Genomic DNA, 17,238 nt, shown 5'->3' on the forward strand with positions numbered 1-17,238 from the left:
TTACGCAGTTTCCGTCCCAGAGAAGCCAGTTGGTCGGGGTCACCAGGAACCGGATCACCGTCCGCTACGGGGTGCCAATCGCGCGGCCGTCCCACCACGGCTACTTCCCCTTCTTCGGGGCATTGGGGTCCTGAGCGCCTCGAATGGCTTCGGCCAGCTGGTGATCGATGTCCTCGTACGCCTCCGCGGCGGCCTTGGCGATCTTGGCCAACGTGTCGATCTCGGCCGTCAATTCCTCGCGCTTGATCTCCCAGTTGCCGGCGAAGTCCTCGAACTTTGCGGCAAGATCGGTGTGCCCGAAGTCGTCGCCATATTTCTGGGTGAGCTTCTCCAGCCCTTCAAACGCCTTCTTGACGTTGCCGAGACCAGTGCCCATCCCCTTGATCACGTCAAGATCAAGCTTCGTATGCCCGACTTCGCCACCCATGGCACCCCCTGTACCAACCCACCGCAGTCACACCGGCCCCGGAACAGCCCAGTGCGGTGGGACGCCGTAGCTTCCCACCGCACCAGACCACACCATCACCGGGCGGCCCCTGCCACCCGAAGGCGATCTCAACCACCCAAAAGGGCGGTTTCAGCCCTTGACACCCTTGGCCAGCTCATCATCCAGGTCCTGGTACGCCTTCGCGGCGCTGGTGAGGAACTTGGACATGCCGGTCAGGCCCTCGATCGTGTCCTTCGCGCCCTTCTTGAACTCGGTGAAGGAGTCCTCGAAGGCCTGCGAGCCCTTGCGGGTGGTGTAGCCGTCCTTGACGAGGCCCTGGATGTAGCGCTCAAGGGCGTCGAGCTTCTCGTCGATCTTGTCCTTGGCGTCGGTCAGCTTGGTAGCCGCCTTGTGCATCTCGTCATAAGTGATATCTGCGTCTTTGCCGCCGGCCATGTGGCGTCCTCCATAACAACTCGACTTGCCGCAGGGCCAACCCCCGTGGCTCCCGTTGCGGATGATGCGATCGTCCGCCGAGTCTGCAGCTTACGCAGGACGCTTGCAGCCGCACACCCCGGATCCTTCAAGAGCCTTCAGGGAACCAGCACATACGCCGTTGCCTGTGGGAAGGGTGGAGCGGATATCGTCACTGGGCAGCAACTGGGCAGTAGGAAAGCAGTCAACGGGGAGGACGATCGTGCGCCTGACTCTGACCGTCGTCGATCCACTGGGCGGCGCCAACGCCGACGTGGTGCTCGACGCGGATCCCGAGTCCTCGGTGGGGGACATCGCGAAAGAGCTGGCCGCGCACGTCGGCTACAGCGGCGGCGCGCAGATCATCCCCATCGGACACCACGGACAGCACGGACAGCACGGACAGCAGGCGGGCAGCGGCGGAGCGCCCCTCGCCTATGTCGACGGCCATCCCGTCGACCCGGCCTCCACCATCGGCACCTCACCCCTGCGCGAAGGCGCCGTCGTCAGCCTGCACGACCCCGCCGGCTGTCTGCCCGGCGAGCCGACCGGCCTCGTCGAGCTGCGCGTCGCGAGCGGGCCCGCGGCCGGCGCCGTGCACCGGCTCGGCATCGGCCGGTACGACATCGGCAGCGGCCCCGCCTCCTACGTACGGATCGACGATCCCGAGCTTCCCGCCCGCGCGCTGACGTTGTCAGTTGCAACGGACGGAACCTGTCAGGTCGTCGCACACGGGGACAACCAGAACGACACGGACGACAAGGACAAGGGCGAGAAGAAAGAAGGCGGCGTCACCCTCGACGGTGAGCCCCTCGACGGCAAGGACTGGCCCCTCGGTGCCCAGGTCGCCGTCGGCAACACCCTTCTCGAACTCGACCGCTACTCCCCGCCCAACGCCGCGCTGAAGTGGTCCGACGACGGGGCCGGGCTCGACTACAACCGGCCGCCCCGGCTCCAGCCCCCCGAGCGCCAGACCCGGTTCAAGCTGCCCACCCCGCCGCGCGACTTCGAGGCCCGGCCGCTGCCCTGGCTGATGGCCCTGACCCCGCTGGTCGGCGCGGTCGTGGCCGTGATGATCTTCGGGCGCTGGTACTACCTGATCATGGCCCTGCTGAGCCCGCTGATCCTCTTCGGCAACTACTTCATGGACAAGAAGCACGGACGCAAGTCCCATGCGAAGCAGGTCAAGGAGTACAAGGAGCACAAAGAGCGGATCGAGAAGGATGCTCAGGATGCCTTGATAGCCGAGCGGCTTGATCGGCGGCTTGCCGTGCCCGATCCCGCCTCCGTGCTGTCCATGAGCACCGGGCCCCGTACCCGGCTGTGGGAGCGGCGGCGTACCGACGCCGACCATCTCGTACTCCGCGTCGGCACGGGACAGCTGCCCTCCGAGGTCGTGCTCGACGACCCCGAGCAGGACGACCACAAGCGCGAGGTCACCTGGAAGATCCAGGACGCCCCGGTGACACTGCCGCTGCGCGAGCGCGGGGTCGTCGGGATCGCCGGGCCCGGCGACTCGGCCCAGTCCATCGGGCGTTGGATCGTCGCCCAGAGCGCCGTGCTGCACAGCCCGCTCGACGTGCAGTTCTACGTCCTCACCGAGAACAGCGCCCAGACCACCTGGGACTGGGTCCGCTGGCTGCCGCACTCGCGCCCCTCCGGCGCCCAGGACGCCAACGTCCTCATCGGCACCGACGCCGAGACCGTCGGCGCCCGCATCGGCGAACTCACCCAGCTCCTCGACGCCCGCCAGAAGGCCGCCAAGGAGAACGGGCGCCAGACCAGCTTCACCGACCCGGACATCGTGGTTATTTGGGACGGTTCGCGGCGGCTCCGGTCCATGCCCGGCGTCGTACGGCTGCTGCGCGAAGGTCCCGGCGTCAGCATGTACGCGATCTGCCTCGACGCCGAGGAGCGGTTCCTGCCCGGCGAGTGCCAGGCCATCGTCATCGCCGAGCCGAAGCCGAAGCCGCAGTCGACGCCGGGAGGGCACGCCACCTCCGTCACCGCTTCCCGGGAGCCGGCCGCCCAGGGCAGCGGCTTCCCCTCCTTCCAGGCCTGGCACACCGCCGAGCCCGACGACCAGCAGTCCGGCGAGCAGAAGCCGCTCGAACTGCGGCTGCGCGTAGAGCAGACGGGCACGGCCCGGGTCAAGAACGTACGGCCCGACTTCGTGTCGGCGCCCTGGTGCGCCCGCCTCTCCCGGTCCCTCTCCCCCATCCGCGACATCAGCGGCGAGACCGAGGACTCGGCGCTGCCCGGCTCCAGCCGGCTGCTCGACGTGCTCCAGCTGGAGCCGCCGACGAGCGACGCGATCTCCGCCCGCTGGCGCATGGGCGGGCAGTCGACGATGGCGGTCGTCGGTGAGTCGTACGACGGGGCGTTCGGCATCGACATCCGGCGGGACGGGCCGCACGGTCTGATCGCCGGTACGACCGGTTCCGGCAAGTCGGAGCTGCTGCAGACCATCGTGGCCGCGCTGGCCGTGGCGAACACGCCCGAGAACATGACGTTCGTGCTGGTCGACTACAAGGGTGGCGCGGCCTTCAAGGACTGTGTGCACCTGCCGCACACCGTCGGCATGGTCACCGACCTCGACGCCCACCTCGTCGAGCGGGCCCTGGAGTCACTCGGCGCCGAGCTGCACCGGCGCGAGCACATCCTGGCCGCCGCCGACGCCAAGGACATCGAGGACTACCAGGATCTCGTACGGCGTGATCCCTCGAACCGGCCGCTGCCCCGACTCCTCATCGTCATCGACGAGTTCGCCTCGATGGTGCGTGACCTGCCCGACTTCGTGACGGGTCTGGTCAACATCGCCCAGCGGGGCCGTTCGCTCGGTATCCACCTGCTGCTCGCGACCCAGCGGCCCTCCGGTGTCGTGTCGCCCGAGATCCGGGCCAACACCAACCTCCGTATCGCGCTGCGCGTGACGGACGGCGGCGAGTCGAGCGACGTCATCGACTCGCCCGAGGCCGGGCACATCTCCAAGAGCACGCCCGGTCGCGCGTACGTCCGGCTCGGGCATGCCTCGCTCGTACCGTTCCAGTCGGGACGCGTGGGCGGTCGGCGGCCCGGAGCCGCCGACCCGACGGTGCTCGCGCCCTGGGCCGGGCCGCTGGCCTGGGAGGACCTGGGGCGGGCCGCGCTGGTCAAGCCGAAGGCCGAGGCGCGCGAGGAGGAGGAGATCACCGACCTGAAGGTGCTCGTGGACGCGATCCGCGACGCCAACGGGGCCCTCGGCATCCCCTCCCAGCACAGCCCCTGGCTGCCCGCGCTCTCCGAGACGCTGCTCCTTGACGAGGTCGAGATGCCCGCGGTCGCCGCACTGTCGGCGGGCAAGCTGCCGCCGGCCCCGTTCGGTGTCGAGGACCTGCCCGCCGACCAGGCCCGCCGGCCGGTCGTCGTCGACTTCTCCTCCTTCGGGCACCTCATCGTGGGCGGCGCTCCGCGCAGTGGCCGTTCGCAGATCCTGCGGACCCTCGCCGGGTCGATCGCCCGCACCCACTCCTCGAAGGACGTGCACCTGTACGGCATCGACTGCGGCAACGGCGCGCTCAACGCCCTGACGCGGCTGCCGCACTGCGGTGCCGTCGTCGCACGCAACCAGACCGAGCGGGCCGTACGACTGGTCACGCGCCTCAAGGGCGAGTTGACGAGGCGTCAGGACCTGTTGTCCGACAAGGGGTTCGCCGACATCGGGGAACAGCGGGCGTCCGTCACCGAGGAGGAGCGGCTGCCGCACATCGTCGTACTGCTCGACCGGTGGGAGGGCTGGCTGCCGACGCTCGGCGAGTACAACCACGGTGAACTGACCGACGAGTTGCAGACGATGATGCGCGAGGGCGCGAGCGTCGGCATCCACCTCGTCGTCACCGGTGACCGCCAGGTGCTGCTCGGCCGGATGGCCTCGCTGACGGAGGAGAAGTACGGTCTGCGGCTCGCCGACAAGTCCGACTTCTCGATGCTCGGCATCAACGCCCGCAAGGTGCCCGAGGAGATCCCGCCCGGGCGCGGCTTCAAGAACGAGACGGCGATCGAGACGCAGTTCGCGCTGCTCTCCGACGACCTGACCGGTCAGGGACAGGCGGCGGCGCTCGCCACGATCGGCGAGGCGGCCACGGCCCGCGACGCCGAAGTCCCGCGTGCCCGGCGCCCGTTCCGAGTGGACTCCCTGCCCTCCCGCATCGGTTTCGCGGACGCGTGGGAGATGCGGGACCCGGCGGTCGCGCAGTCGAAGCTGTGGGGTCTGGCGGGCATCGGCGGCGACGACATCATGGCCTTCGGCCCGGACCTCTCGCAGGGCGTGCCGACGTTCGTCGTCGCGGGCCCGGCGAAGTCGGGCCGCAGCACGGCCCTGCTGAACCTCGCCCGCTCGTACCTCCTCCAGGGCGTACGTATCGTCGTGGCGGCCCCGCGGCCCTCGCCGCTCCGCGAACTCGACGGCCAGGACGGCGTGTTGAAGGTCTTCACGGACGACGACATCGAGAGCGACGACTTCAACGAGGCGATCGAGTCGGCGAGTCCCGAGGAGCCGATCGTGGTCATCGTCGACGACGGCGAGGTCCTGGAGGACGCGGACTGTGAGCGTGAGCTGAAGCGACTCGTCCAGCGCGGCGCCGACCGCGGCCTCGCGCTCGTCATCGGCGGCGACGAGGAAGAGGTCTGCAGCGGCTTCTCCGGCTGGCAGGTCGAGGCCAAGAAGGGCCGCCGCGGCATCCTCCTGTCCCCCCAGGACTCCGGCGCCGGCGAACTGATCGGCATCCGCACCACCCGCAGCATGGTCGGCGGCCCGATCACCCCGGGCAAGGGAATGCTCCACCTGGGCAACGGCGAACCGGTCACGGTGACCGTGCCGCTGTAGCCCCTCAGCCTCTCAGCGGCTCACTCGACCTTCGACATCCGGGCCACCGGATCCCCCGCGTCCGCGTTGTCCGTCTCGTAGCGGAGGTCGTCGCCGACCGGGACCAGGCGGACCTCGTGGCGGCCCGTCGTGCACTCGGAGGTGGTGGAGGGCTTGGAGATGCTGGTGGCGATCAGTTGCTTGGGGGTGACCTTCTTGAGGACGAGGTCGGTGTCGCAGGTGCCGCCGATGAGGTCGGTCTGACGGAAGGTGCCGAGTTGGTCGCCCGGCTCGGCCTGGCCGACGGTGACGCGGAACGTTCCCATGGGGAGCTTGCCGTCGAGGGCGAAGCCGTCGCCCTCCCAGGTGCCGAGGTAGGAACTGGGGACGGCGGAGAGGCCGCCGCCGTCCGTGCCGGAGGCGCTCGGGGTGGCCCCGCTCGGGGTGGCCGCGGGCTGGGAGTCGGCCGGTCCGCCCGCGTCGCTGCCGCTGTCGTCGTCCCCGCCCGGCAGCAGGTCGCCCACGAACGCCCCGCCGATCACCACCGCCGCCAGCGCTCCCGCCACCGCGAGCGCCACCGTGCAACTCAGCTTGCGTCCCCGCCCGTTGGCGGTCGGCACGGAGGTCGCGGCCACGCTGACGGACACCTTCCCGGGGGAGGTGCCGGGACCTGCCGCGTCGCGTGGCTCCGGGACGTGGGTCGGGGGGCCGGAGAGGGGTGCATGGGGTGACTGGGACGGCTGGGGTGACTGGGACACGTGCGGCGCGTAGGGCGCGTACGACGGGTCCGGGGGGCCGAACACACCAGCCGGAGGTGCGGAGTCGGCCGGGGTCGGGGACGGAATCGGCGTCGCCCGGGGCCCATCCACCACCGCCGCTCGGGGACCTTCCACCGGCCCAGCTGTGGGACCTTCCGCCGGCGCCGATCCATTGGAGTCGCCCACCGAAGGGCTGCTGAAGCCCACCACCCCTGACGGCGTCACGTCCGCCGCCTCCAGGTTCAGGAGCTGGACCGCGCTGCGGCTGACCTGCTCCACCAGCGGTCCCGGCAACCATCCGGCCGTCACCAGCCGCGCCGCACCCTCCGCGGCGAGGCGGGAGGCGAGGACGAACGGAGAGGGGCGGGCGGCCGGATCCTTCGAGAGGCAGTCGGCCACCACGTCCCTCAAGTCGCCCGACAGCCCGCCCAGTTCGGGCTCCTCGTGGACCACCTTGTAGAGGAGCGCGGCCGAGGAGTCGCCGGGGAACGGGGACGAGCCCGTCGCCGCGTACGCCAGTACCGCACCCAGCGAGAAGACGTCCGCCGCGCCCGTGACCCCCTTGCCGAGGATTTGCTCGGGCGACATGTAACCGGGCGAGCCGACGGAGACGCCGGTCGAGGTCAGGGAGGCCGTGCCGTCCGTCGCGCGGGCGATGCCGAAGTCGATGAGGAGGGGACCGTCGAGGGTCAGCAGGACGTTCGACGGCTTGACGTCACGATGGACGAGGTCCAGGCCGTGCACCGCCGACAGCGCCTCGGCGAGGCCGGCGCCGAGGACCCGTACGGAATGCTCCGGGAGCGGGCCCGCGTCGGCGACCGCGGCGGCGAGGGACGGTCCCGCGGCGTAGGCCGTGGCGACCCACGGGACCGGCGCGTCCGGGCCGGCGTCCAGCACCGGAGCCGTGTACGCGCCGCCCACCCGCCGCGCCGCCTCCACCTCCCGGCGGAACCGGGCCCGGAACTCCTCGTCGAGCGCGAAGTGCGGGTGCACGATCTTGACCGCGACGGTACGGCCGCCCGCGCTGCGGCCCAGATAGACACGGCCCATCCCGCCCGAGCCGAGCCGGCCCAGCAGCCGGTAGGGCCCCACGACGGTGGGTTCATCGACTCCGAGCGGTTGCATGGTGCCCGCGCCTCCCCCGTGTTCCACTGCCCGTTCCCTACCCGTCCCCGTAGGTGCCGCACCGCGCCGCCGCACCACCGCGCCACCCTGTCCAGCAGGGTAATGCCGTGCCGTACGCCGGTGACCTCCCTTACGGCAGCAGCAGATCCACCTTCACGTCCGCCGCGAACCCGGTCGTCGGCCCCACCCTCCGCGCGAACTCGGTGACGGCCTCCAGCTGCGGGCCTCCGAAGCGGAAGTCGAGGGTCGTGAAGTAGCGCTCAAGGACGCTCTCGTCGAAGGCCTCCCAGCGGGCCGCCTGCTCGGCGACCTTGCCGACCTCGTCCAGGGAGAGGTCCCGGGAGGAGAGGAAGGCCTCGTGGACCTGGCGTGTGAGGACGGGCTCGCGCTCCAGGTACTCGCGGCGGGCCGCCCAGACCGCGAAGACGAACGGCAGGCCCGTCCACTCCTTCCACATCGCGCCCAGGTCGTGCACCGCGAGCCCGTAGCGCGGGCCGTCGAGGAGGTTGGCGCGCAGGGCGGCGTCACCGATCAGGACCGCCGCGTCGGCCTCCTGCATCATCAGGCTGAGGTCGGGCGGGCACGTGTAATAGGACGGCTGGACGCCGTACCGCTCCGACAGCAGGAGCTGCGCGAGACGTACGGACGTACGGGAGGTCGAGCCGAGGGCGACCCTGGCTCCGTCCAGCTGGTCCAGCGGGACCTGGGAGACGAGTACGCAGGACATCACCGGGCCGTCGCAGCCGACCGCGATGTCGGGGAAGGCGACCAGTTCGTCGGCGTGCCTGAGGAACTCGACGAGGGTGATCGGGCCGATGTCGAGCTCGCCCCGCACCAGCCGCTCGCTGAGCTTCTCCGGGGTGTCCTTGGTGAGCTCGAAGTCGAGCAGCGTGCCCGTTCTCGCGAGCCCCCAGTAGAGGGGCAGGCAGTTCAGGAACTGGATGTGGCCGACGCGCGGCCTGGACGGGCGGGCGTCGGGACGCCCCTCGGGAGACTCGGGAGAATTGTCCACATCGCGAGGCTAGCGCCCATGGGGTACGGTGCAGCCTTCAGGGTCCCGAGCGGGTTCCGAAAGGATCTACTCCGCCCCTGTCAACCCCTGTGACGCCAAGTGATACCGCAACGTCAACCCATCGGGCGACCCCTCCAAACTTCCGGGTGACGTGATCTTGCCCTCTATTGCTTTCGGCTGCCCTCGTGGGTACGCTCGTCGCAAGTTGCAGTTTGGTTTCCCTTGCAGTACAGAGCCTGCGGAGCATGTGACCGCGGGCTCTCGTCGTTTTCAGACGAATGCAGTTGTTTACAAGCTTTTGTTTACACCTTGCAGGTTCTGGAGCAGGGCAACCCTTTGGGCCCAAGGAGGGCTTATGGCTACCGGAACCGTGAAGTGGTTCAACGCTGAAAAGGGCTTTGGTTTCATCGCCCAGGAAGGCGGCGGCCCGGACGTCTTCGTCCACTACTCCGCGATCAACGCGAGCGGATTCCGCTCCCTCGAAGAGAACCAGGCGGTTACCTTCGACGTGACCCAGGGTCCGAAGGGCCCGCAGGCGGAGAACGTCACCCCCGTCTGATCCTTCGGCCGAGTCTTGGCTCCATGAGCCCAATACTCTGATCCGGAACCGAGAGAAGTACCCAAGGAGCCCCTACACCGTCAGGTGTCGGGGCTCCTGCCTTTCAGGCACTGAGAGCGGTCCGCGCCTCGACCGCGTCCGCCGGGTCCCAGCCCTCGCCCGGTACGGAGGCGAGCAGCAGGCGGGTGTACGGGTCCGACGGCTCGGTCAGTACGCGGGCGGTGGGCCCCTGCTCCACGGTCCGGCCGCGGCGCATCACCAGGACCTCGTCCGTGACGTGCTGCACGACGGCCAGATCGTGGCTGACGAAGACCAGGGCGACCCCGGTGTCCCGGCGGATCTCGTCCAGGAGCCGCAGGATCTGGGCCTGGATCGACACGTCCAGCGCGGCGACCGCCTCGTCCAGGACGAGGATGCGTGGGTCCACGGCGAGGGCCCGGGCGATCGCCAGCCGTTGGCGTTGGCCGCCGGAGAGGTGGCGGGGGCGGGCCTCCGCCTCCCGTTCGCCGAGGCCCACCTGGTCCAGGAGCGTTGCCGCGAGGGGCTCCGCGCGGCCGTGCAGGCGGAGGGCCGTGCGGAGGCACTGGGTTGCGGTGAGTCTGGGGTCCAGGGAGACGTACGGGTCCTGGAAGACCATCTGGATCTCGCGGGCTCGGGTGAGCCTTTGGGTTCTGCGGCGGGGGGTACGGGGTTCGCGTGCGCGGCCTTCGACTGTGATTGTTCCGGTGTCGGGGGTGGTGAGGCCTACGAGCATGCGGGCGACTGTGGTTTTGCCTGAGCCGGATTCGCCGACGATGCCCAGGGCTCCGCCGGGCTGCAGTGTGAAGGAGACGTCCTCGGCGGCCTTGTGGTGGCCTCCACCGGGGAGGGGGTATGTCTTGCCCAGCCCTTCTACCTGCAGCAGGGTGCTTGTCATTTGTGGCTCACCTTGTCTTTTGGCTGACCCGCCGTTGTGCGTTGTGCCCACCCGTTCCGCCCTGCGGAACGCCTGCCCACAACGCGGCGGCAGGCTGCCATGCCGCCCTCCCCCACAAGCGCCCCATCTCCCAGCTCCTGGTCTTCCAGGAACACCGGCTCCGGGAGCCACGTCTCGCATGCTTCCTCCGCCTCGCCGCATCTAGGGGCGAACGGGCAGCCCGGGAAGGTGTCCGAGAGGGATGGAGGGCGGCCCGGGATGGGGAGGAGGGGGTGGGAGTCGCCGAGGGTTGGGGAGCAGGAGAGTAGGCCTTGGGTGTAGGGGTGGGCCGGGGTGGCGAAGAGGGCCCGGGCTGTACGTTCCTCGACCACTCGGCCGGCGTACATGACGTACACGCGGTCGCAGTACGCGGCCGCCAGGTGCAGGTCGTGGGTGATGAAGAGCAGGCCCGCGCCCTGTTCCTCGCGGGCCGTGCGGAGTTGGGCGAGGATCTCGGCCTGGGTGGTGACGTCGAGGGCGCTGGTGGCCTCGTCGGCGAGCAGGAGGCGGGGCCGGGCGGCCAGGGCGCCGGCGATGACGACCCGCTGGAGCATGCCGCCGGAGAGTTCGTGCGGCCGCTGGCGGACCCGCTGTTCGGGGTCGGACAGGCCGACGGCGGCGAGGAGTTCGACGGCCCGTTCCTTCGTGGCGCCGCGTTCGACGAGGAAGTCGCCGATGCGCCGGACCGGGTTGAGGGTGGCCCGCGGGTCCTGGTGGATCATCGCGACGGTGTCGGCGCGGTGGGCGCGCAGGGCTTCGCCGCGCAGGCCGAGTACGTCGGTGCCGTCGACGCGGACCGAGCCGGCGAAGTCGGCGCCCGTGGGCAGCAGGCCGAGGGCCGCCTTCGCGGTGGTCGACTTGCCGGAACCGGACTCGCCGACCAGGCCGACGACCTCGCCCTCCGCGACGGTCAGGGTGACGGAGTCGAGGAGCGGGCGGGCCGTGCCCGGGACTTGGACCGTGAGGTCCTCTAGAGACAGCAGCATGGGCTCAGTCCTGACTTCCTAGGCGGTCGGCGGCCCAGACGCCGGCCACGTTGACGGACACGACGACCAGGGCGATGGCCGTGCCGGGGACGAGGGCGGGCAGCAGGGCGCCCTGGACGACGGCGGACTGGCCCTCCTGGACCATCAATCCCCAGTCGGAGGAGGGTGGCTGGGCGCCGAAGCCCAGGTAGGAGAGGGTCGCCAGGGACATCACGGCCTCACCGAAGAGGACGACGAGGTAGCCGAGGACCGAGCGGCCCAGGTTGGGCACCAGGTGCAGGGCGCAGATGCGGGTGCCGCCCATGCCCTGCACGCGGTAGGCGTCGACGTACGGCTTGCGGACCTCGGAGAGGGCGAGCGAGCGGGTGTACCGGGCGACGGTCGGGGTGAAGGCCAGCCCGAGGGCGAGCACGGAGGTCGTGGTTCCGGTGCCGAAGACGGCGATGATCAGGACGGTGAAGAGCAGGCCCGGGAAGGCGTACATCACGTCGGTGATCCGGGAGACGAGGCCGTCGATCCAGCCGCCGTGCCAGGCCGAGAGCACGCCGAGCGTCACTCCGAGCACGGCGGCGACCGCGAGGAGCAGCAGCGGTGCGATCAGGCTCGTACGGGCTCCGTGGAGCACGCGGGAGAGCAGGTCCTGGCCGGAGGAGTCGGTGCCGAGGATGTGGTCGGCGCTGGTTCCGGCGAGGGATGCGGAGAGGTCGATGGCGTCGGGGGCGTAGGGCGCGATCAGCGGGGCGAGGGCCGCGGCGAGGACGACCAGGGCGAGGACGGTGGCGGCGATCAGGACGCTGAGAGGGCGTCGGCGGGGGCGGGTGCCGGTCGCCACGGGCCGCAGGGCGAGGGTGGTCATGCGGGGCGCACCTCCTTGACGCGCGGGTCCAGCAGCGGATGGACGAGGTCGACGACGGTCGTCACCACGACATAGCCGGTGACCATCAGCAGCAGGACCGCCTGGGCCACCGGGAAGTCGTGCGCGTTGATCGAGCCGACGAGGAGCGAGCCGATGCCGCTGAGGCCGAAGGCCGTCTCGACGACGACCGTGCCGGCGAGCATGCCCGCCATGACCAGGCCGCACATGGTGACGATGGGGCCGAGCGCGTTGCGCAGGACATGGCGGCGGATGATGTCGCGCTCCGGGACACCGGAGGCGCGGGCCGCCTCCACGTGGTCGGAGGCGGCGGCGTCCGCCATGGCCTGGCGCGTGACCCGGCTGATGATCGCGAGCGCGCCGAGCGCCAACGACAGGGCGGGCAGCGTCAGATGGTGCAGGGTGCCCGCGATCCCCGTACCGCTGCCGGTCACCGGGAACCAGCCCAGTTGTACGCCGAAGAGCGAGACGAGTGCGATCGCGGCGACGAAGGACGGTACGGAGGCGGCCAGGGTCGTGCCGCCGACGACCGCCGAGTCCACCCAGGTCGAGCGGCGCACGGCGGCCAGGATTCCGGCGCCGACACCGAGGACGACGAAGAGCACGGTGGCGTACGCGACGAGTTGCAGGGTGGTCGGCAGGCGGGCGGAGACCAGGTCGCCGACCTGGTCGCTGTACTGGAACGAGCGGCCGAGGTCGAGGTGGACGCAGTCCCACAGCCAGCGCCCGTACTGCACGACGAGCGGCTCGTCGAGGTGGTACTGCGCGCGGACGGAGGCGAGCCGTTCGGGGGTGAGCTTGTCGCGCCCGCCCGCGAGGAACACGGCGGGGTCGCCGGGCGCCGCGTACACGGCGGCAAAAATGACGAAGGAAGCGGCAAACAGAGTGGCCAGCAGACCGGCCAGCCGCCGGGATATACGAGCGAGCATCAGAGTTTCTCCAACTGGGCGCAGTCGTCGAGGCCCGGCGCCGACCCGCGCCCCGTAAGGGGCGCGAGGAACTGCGCGACCAGCCACAACGAACCCGCAGCTTGCATTCCGGACGTCACTCGGCGCGCTTGGAACCAAGTTCGGCCGCCCACGGGTAGTACAGGTAGGCCTGCGACGCCGGCGGGCCGGTGAGCTTCGCGTCGAGGAGCAGAATCGTGGGCACCTGCGCGACCGGGATCCAGACCGCCGCGTCCGCGAAGCGCCGCTGTACGTCGATGGCCAGCGAGGCCCGTTCGGCGTCGTCGAGGGTGGCGAGCGCCTTCTTGACGTTCTTGTCGTACGTGGCGTCCTTGAAGCCGACCCAGTTGTTGGAGGAGTCGGACAGGCCGTTGTCGTAGAAGCCCATGGGGTCGGCCTTGGAGATGTACCAGTCGCCCACCAGCAGGTCGATCTCTTCGCGGGCCTGCGGGTCGCTGTAGAACTCCTCGAACTGGGACGTCGGTACGGTCTTGATCCGGGCCTTGAGTCCGATGCGCTGGAGTGCGGCACGTACGGCGTTGGCGGTGACGGTCCGGCCCTGGCTGGCGTCGGTGCCGATGACGAGGGGCGCGCCGGGCGTGCCCGCCTCCTTCACCAGCTTCTTGGCTTCGGCGAGGTCGTCGGCGGTGGGTGAGGCGGGGGCCAGTGACGCCAACTGCTTCTGCGCGGCCTGGAATCCGGCCTTCTCGTAGCCCCAGGCGCCGGAGCCGACGGGGGTGGCCCAGGGTTCGACGAGGCCGCCGTAGCCGGAGTCGGCGATGCCCTTGCGGTCGAGGGAGAGGGAGAGCGCGCGGCGGATCCGCTCGTCCCCCAGGCCGCCGCGGGCGGTCGGGATGAGGACGAGGGAGGCGGTGGACGGCCCGTAGTGCTGGGCGATGTCCTTGTCCTTGAGGAGGGCGGCGGCGGTGTTGGGCGTCTCGGCGTAAGCGCCGTCCGCCGCACCCGTCTTGAGCGCGTTCACGAGCGCGCTGTCGGCGGCCCAGCGGAAGACGACCTCGCGGGTCAGCGGCTTCTTGCCCCAGTAGTCGTCGTACGCGGCGATGGTGATCGAGTCGCCGGACTTCCAGTTCTTCAGCGCGTACGGTCCCGAGCAGGCGTCCGCCTGGCCGGGGGTGCCGAAGTCCTGGCCGGACTTCTCGACCTGTTCCTTGTTCCAGACGATTCCGGCGTCCCCGGCGAGGGCCTTGGTGAAGAGGGCATCGGGGGCCTTGAAGCGGATCGTGATCGCGTCGGCGCCGGACTTCGTCATGGACGAGACGTTCCCGAACTCGTCGGACTGCTCCATGTCCGGGTCGGCGTGCCGCTTCAGGGACCACAGGACGTCGTCGGCGGTGAGCTTCGAGCCGTCGTGGAAGGTGACGCCGGAGCGGACGGTGAGGGTGAGGGTTTTGCCGTCGGTGGAGGTCTTCGCCGACGAGGCGAGGAAGGGCTTGGTCGTCATGTCGGGCTGGAGCTGGTAGAGCCGCTCGCAGACGTTGGTGAGGACGACACGGCCGGCGCTGGTGCCCTGGGTGTCGAGGTCGAGCGAGTCGGGCTCGTCCTCCAGGAGCCAGTCGGCCCTGGCGAGCGTGCCCTTGGCGGCCGGGGTGGTGGGGCTGAGTTCCAGCTTGGCGGCGTCTGCGGAGGCGCCGCCGGTGCCGCTGGTGGTGTCGGCGCCGCTGCAGGCGCCGACGGTGAGGAGGGTGGCCGCGGCGAGGACCGCGGTGGCGCCCCGCCTTCTGTCGCTGTGGGTCGTCATCCGGCATCTCCGTAAGGGCCGTCGTACAGGTTCCAGGGCAGGTGCTGGTAGTCGCGGTCGCAGGGCGTGCCCGCGGTCACGTGGTAGTCGCCGCCGGTCAGGTCGACGCAGGAGGAGACGAGCGTCTTCCAGTGCTGGACCGCGGGCATGCGGCTGTCGGGGTGGGTGCAGAGCGACTCGGGGAGGCCGAGGTGGTCCGACATGGCCTGCTTGATCAGCTTGCGGCTCTCGTCGGGGCCGGTGGAGCCGCGCAGGGTGCGCAGGCCCTGTTCGGCGCGCGGCACCCGGACCAGGGAGTCCGACGACAGGGGCCGGTAGCCGGCGGCGAGGGCGGCCGGGACGCCCGCCTGGTAGTGGTTGCCGTGGACGAGGAGTCCGTCGGTCGGATGCATCCAGCCGTGCCCGGCGGGGGTGGTCTCCAGGTCGACGGCGTATCCCTCGCGGCAGGTCAGCAGGGCGTTGCTGGCGATGTGCGCGCGGGTGCGGCACAGCACGTCGAGGGCGTCGGTGATGGTGTGCTGGTCCAGGACCCGGCGTCGTACGACGGTCTGCGGCAGGCCCACCGCGTCGTCGAACCGCCCGCCCAGGCCGTTCGCGTTGAGCGCGATCCCCGCCGAGTTGGCGCCCTGGCGGCCGATCTGGCCCGCCTCGACCTGCATGATCAGGGTGGGCTTCGGCGGCTGGACGATACGGAGCATGACGACCGTGTCGGAGACACCGGCCCGCCAGTCCCAGTTCTGGCCCGCCCAGACCCGGCCGTCGCCGCTGGCCTCTCCGTAGGCGGCGAAGGAGGTGCAGCCCTCGGAGCGTTCCTCGGCGGGGACCTCGACGGGTGCTTCCTGGAGCTCTCCCCGCGCTTCGCCCATCCTGGCGAAGGACCGGTCGTAGATGACCTCGCCGCGGGCGTTGAGGGCGAGGACGTCGAGCAGGTCCACGCCCGCGCCGTCGGCGATCCCCCGCATCTCGTCCACCAGGTCGGGGGCGTAGTCGCGTACGGGGTCCAGCCAGCGGGCGGCTCGTGCGGTCACCTGCTGCCAGGTGAGGCCCGACGAGTGCCCGAACGCCTCCTCGTAGTAGGCGAGCGCGGTGTGCAGGCGGGGGCGGACGGCTTCGCCGTACTGGCGGCCTCGGTCCAGGGGGTTGCCTGAGATCTCGATGATGGGGAGGGTGCGGGGTGCCATTCTTCTCCTCGCGGTGGAGAGCTCTGCGCAACCGTCCTGTAACGTTGGTTACGAGATGCTCTCCTTTTGGAATGCGTTGCCCAGGAGAGTAACGGCAATCACACCGGAGTCAATACCCGTAATGAACATTTCAGAGGAGCCGGGCGGCGGCGAGGGTCTCGCCCGGCTGCGCGCGACCGTGCGCGAGAAGTGGGAGTCGCTCTCCGCCTCCGAGCGGGCCGTGGCGCAGCACCTGGTCAGCGCGCCCGTGGAGTCCCTGCTGTTCGCGTCCGCCCAGGAGCTGGGCAGCGCGAGCGGCACCAGCAACGCCAGCGTCGTACGCACCCTCCAGCGCCTCGACTACGCGGGGCTGCCCGCGCTCAAGCGGGAGCTGGCCTCCGACTTCACCTCGACCGTGGCGCCCGAGGTCCGCCTCCAGCAGCGGATCGCCCATGTGGGGCGGGATCTGGACGGCATCTGGGGCGAGGTCTTCGACGAGGCCCAGGAGCGGATCGAGCACGCGCGGCGGCTCACGCCCGGTGACGCGCTGCGGGACGCGGTCGGCATACTCGCCGAGGCGGCGGAATCGGGCGAGATCCACTGCTACGGGGTCGCGGCCTCCGAACTGGCCGCCCGCCACCTGGCGTTGGCGCTCGGCCGCATCGGCTGCCGGGCCCGGCACCTCGGCGAGACCGGCTTCGCACTCGCCGATCCGCTGCTCCGGCTGCGGCAGGGTGACGCGGTGGTCATCTTTCAGCCGGGGCGCGCGCTCGCCGAGTTGACGGTCATCACTGAGCGGGCTCGGTCCGTGGGCGCCCGGGTCATCCTCGTCACCGACGAGCTCGCCGAGTTGTACGGGCCGAGTGTGGACGCCGTCCTCATCGCCCCCCACACCCCGACGGGCATAACGTCGGAGGCCCTCACCGCGATCGTCGTCGCCGACGCGCTGCTCCTCGCCCTCACGGCCCTGGACGAGACCCGAGCGGTGGAAACGTCCCATCAACTCACGGCCCTGCGGGAACAGTTGCTGAAGCCGAAGCGCAGGTAGCGACGACCTTTTCTCGCCCCCGCCGCCCCTACCCATTCCCGTCCCTTACTCAGGGGCTCCGCCCCCGAACCCCCGCTCCTCAAACGCCGGAGGGGCTGGGGGTGGGGGCTGTTGGGGGTGGGTGGGTTGACCGTTGGGGCGTGGGTGGGGGCTGTTGGGGTGGGTGGGCTGATCGTTGGGGCGTGGGTGGGGGCTGTTGGGGTGGGTGGGTTGACCGTTGGTGGGTGGGGGGGTGCGGGCTGAGATGTGTGTGCGGGTGCGCTGTGGCTGGTCGCGCAGTTCCCCGCGCCCCTAGGTCTTTAGGCCTTTAG

General features: G+C 70.5%; 13 protein-coding genes. 3 read left to right on the plus strand and 10 right to left on the minus strand.

The features are described 5' to 3' along the window. Nucleotides 1-100: 100 nt before the first annotated feature. The gene (locus ACFWXQ_RS35945; protein WP_383935944.1) at nt 101-427 is read right to left on the minus strand and encodes a hypothetical protein; all 327 of its coding nucleotides are present in this window, start codon (nt 425-427) and stop codon (nt 101-103) included. A gap of 150 nt (nt 428-577) precedes the next feature. Continuing rightward, a complete protein-coding gene (locus ACFWXQ_RS35950) occupies nt 578-883 on the minus strand; it encodes a WXG100 family type VII secretion target (protein WP_079053446.1) in 306 nt (101 codons plus the stop codon). A 241-nt stretch (nt 884-1,124) separates the two neighbouring features. On the opposite strand from ACFWXQ_RS35950, the gene ACFWXQ_RS35955 reads away from it, so the two are divergent. Then, nucleotides 1,125-5,765 (plus strand): FtsK/SpoIIIE domain-containing protein, encoded by a 4,641-nt coding sequence (locus ACFWXQ_RS35955; protein ID WP_383935946.1) that lies wholly within the window; start codon nt 1,125-1,127, stop codon nt 5,763-5,765. 20 nt (nt 5,766-5,785) lie between these two features. Here ACFWXQ_RS35955 and ACFWXQ_RS35960 read toward each other — a convergent pair whose 3' ends face one another. Both ACFWXQ_RS35960 and ACFWXQ_RS35965 read right to left on the minus strand, forming a co-directional pair. Continuing rightward, nucleotides 5,786-7,627, minus strand: a complete 1,842-nt coding sequence (locus ACFWXQ_RS35960) for a protein kinase (RefSeq protein WP_383935948.1) — start codon at nt 7,625-7,627, stop codon at nt 5,786-5,788. Between the two features lie 130 nt (nt 7,628-7,757). After that, nucleotides 7,758-8,639: a menaquinone biosynthetic enzyme MqnA/MqnD family protein gene (locus ACFWXQ_RS35965; RefSeq protein ID WP_383935950.1), complete on the minus strand. Its 882-nt coding sequence runs from the start codon at nt 8,637-8,639 to the stop codon at nt 7,758-7,760. 355 nt (nt 8,640-8,994) lie between these two features. Here ACFWXQ_RS35965 and ACFWXQ_RS35970 point away from each other — a divergent pair, with 355 nt between their 5' ends. Continuing rightward, the gene (locus ACFWXQ_RS35970) at nt 8,995-9,198 is read left to right on the plus strand and encodes a cold-shock protein (RefSeq protein WP_033319512.1); all 204 of its coding nucleotides are present in this window, start codon (nt 8,995-8,997) and stop codon (nt 9,196-9,198) included. Nucleotides 9,199-9,301: 103 nt separating this feature from the next. Here ACFWXQ_RS35970 and ACFWXQ_RS35975 read toward each other — a convergent pair whose 3' ends face one another. The 6 genes from ACFWXQ_RS35975 to ACFWXQ_RS36000 all read right to left on the minus strand — a co-directional run bounded on the left by ACFWXQ_RS35975 (nt 9,302) and on the right by ACFWXQ_RS36000 (nt 15,900). Further along, nucleotides 9,302-10,114: an ABC transporter ATP-binding protein gene (locus ACFWXQ_RS35975; protein ID WP_383935952.1), complete on the minus strand. Its 813-nt coding sequence runs from the start codon at nt 10,112-10,114 to the stop codon at nt 9,302-9,304. Next, nucleotides 10,111-11,139, minus strand: coding sequence for an ABC transporter ATP-binding protein (locus tag ACFWXQ_RS35980; RefSeq protein WP_383935954.1), 1,029 nt, complete (start codon nt 11,137-11,139; stop codon nt 10,111-10,113). Before ACFWXQ_RS35980 ends, ACFWXQ_RS35975 begins: the two co-directional genes overlap by 4 nt. A 4-nt stretch (nt 11,140-11,143) precedes the next feature. Continuing rightward, nucleotides 11,144-11,995 (minus strand): ABC transporter permease, encoded by an 852-nt coding sequence (locus tag ACFWXQ_RS35985; RefSeq protein WP_383935955.1) that lies wholly within the window; start codon nt 11,993-11,995, stop codon nt 11,144-11,146. Beyond that, on the minus strand, nt 11,992-12,942 hold the full coding sequence (locus tag ACFWXQ_RS35990; protein WP_190231001.1) for an ABC transporter permease: 951 nt from the start codon (nt 12,940-12,942) through the stop codon (nt 11,992-11,994). The genes ACFWXQ_RS35985 and ACFWXQ_RS35990 overlap by 4 nt, the downstream gene beginning before the upstream one ends. Before the next feature lie 115 nt (nt 12,943-13,057). Then, nucleotides 13,058-14,719 carry an ABC transporter substrate-binding protein gene (locus ACFWXQ_RS35995; protein ID WP_383935958.1) on the minus strand — a complete coding sequence of 554 codons (1,662 nt, stop codon included), beginning with the start codon at nt 14,717-14,719 and terminating at the stop codon, nt 13,058-13,060. Beyond that, nucleotides 14,716-15,900, minus strand: coding sequence for a C45 family autoproteolytic acyltransferase/hydolase (locus ACFWXQ_RS36000; RefSeq protein ID WP_383935960.1), 1,185 nt, complete (start codon nt 15,898-15,900; stop codon nt 14,716-14,718). The genes ACFWXQ_RS35995 and ACFWXQ_RS36000 overlap by 4 nt, the downstream gene beginning before the upstream one ends. A gap of 121 nt (nt 15,901-16,021) precedes the next feature. Between ACFWXQ_RS36000 and ACFWXQ_RS36005 the strand changes: the two genes are divergently transcribed. Beyond that, complete coding sequence (locus ACFWXQ_RS36005) at nt 16,022-16,927, plus strand: MurR/RpiR family transcriptional regulator (RefSeq protein ID WP_383935962.1); 906 nt, start codon at nt 16,022-16,024, stop codon at nt 16,925-16,927. The last annotated feature ends 311 nt before the right edge of the window (nt 16,928-17,238 follow it).

Source organism: Streptomyces sp. NPDC058697 (assembly GCF_042715345.1).
GTDB classification, from domain to species: domain Bacteria; phylum Actinomycetota; class Actinomycetes; order Streptomycetales; family Streptomycetaceae; genus Streptomyces; species Streptomyces liliifuscus.

What these genes read in the sequence shown, in the direction of transcription:
- ACFWXQ_RS36005 (WP_383935962.1), top strand. Translation starts at nt 16,022, where the DNA reads ATGAACATTTCAGAGGAGCCGGGCGGCGGCGAGGGTCTCGCCCGGCTG.
- ACFWXQ_RS35945 (WP_383935944.1), bottom strand. Translation starts at nt 427, where the DNA reads ATGGGTGGCGAAGTCGGGCATACGAAGCTTGATCTTGACGTGATCAAG.
- ACFWXQ_RS35975 (WP_383935952.1), bottom strand. Translation starts at nt 10,114, where the DNA reads ATGACAAGCACCCTGCTGCAGGTAGAAGGGCTGGGCAAGACATACCCC.
- ACFWXQ_RS36000 (WP_383935960.1), bottom strand. Translation starts at nt 15,900, where the DNA reads ATGGCACCCCGCACCCTCCCCATCATCGAGATCTCAGGCAACCCCCTG.
- ACFWXQ_RS35990 (WP_190231001.1), bottom strand. Translation starts at nt 12,942, where the DNA reads ATGCTCGCTCGTATATCCCGGCGGCTGGCCGGTCTGCTGGCCACTCTG.
- ACFWXQ_RS35960 (WP_383935948.1), bottom strand. Translation starts at nt 7,627, where the DNA reads ATGCAACCGCTCGGAGTCGATGAACCCACCGTCGTGGGGCCCTACCGG.
- ACFWXQ_RS35980 (WP_383935954.1), bottom strand. Translation starts at nt 11,139, where the DNA reads ATGCTGCTGTCTCTAGAGGACCTCACGGTCCAAGTCCCGGGCACGGCC.
- ACFWXQ_RS35970 (WP_033319512.1), top strand. Translation starts at nt 8,995, where the DNA reads ATGGCTACCGGAACCGTGAAGTGGTTCAACGCTGAAAAGGGCTTTGGT.
- ACFWXQ_RS35985 (WP_383935955.1), bottom strand. Translation starts at nt 11,995, where the DNA reads ATGACCACCCTCGCCCTGCGGCCCGTGGCGACCGGCACCCGCCCCCGC.
- ACFWXQ_RS35950 (WP_079053446.1), bottom strand. Translation starts at nt 883, where the DNA reads ATGGCCGGCGGCAAAGACGCAGATATCACTTATGACGAGATGCACAAG.
- ACFWXQ_RS35995 (WP_383935958.1), bottom strand. Translation starts at nt 14,719, where the DNA reads ATGACGACCCACAGCGACAGAAGGCGGGGCGCCACCGCGGTCCTCGCC.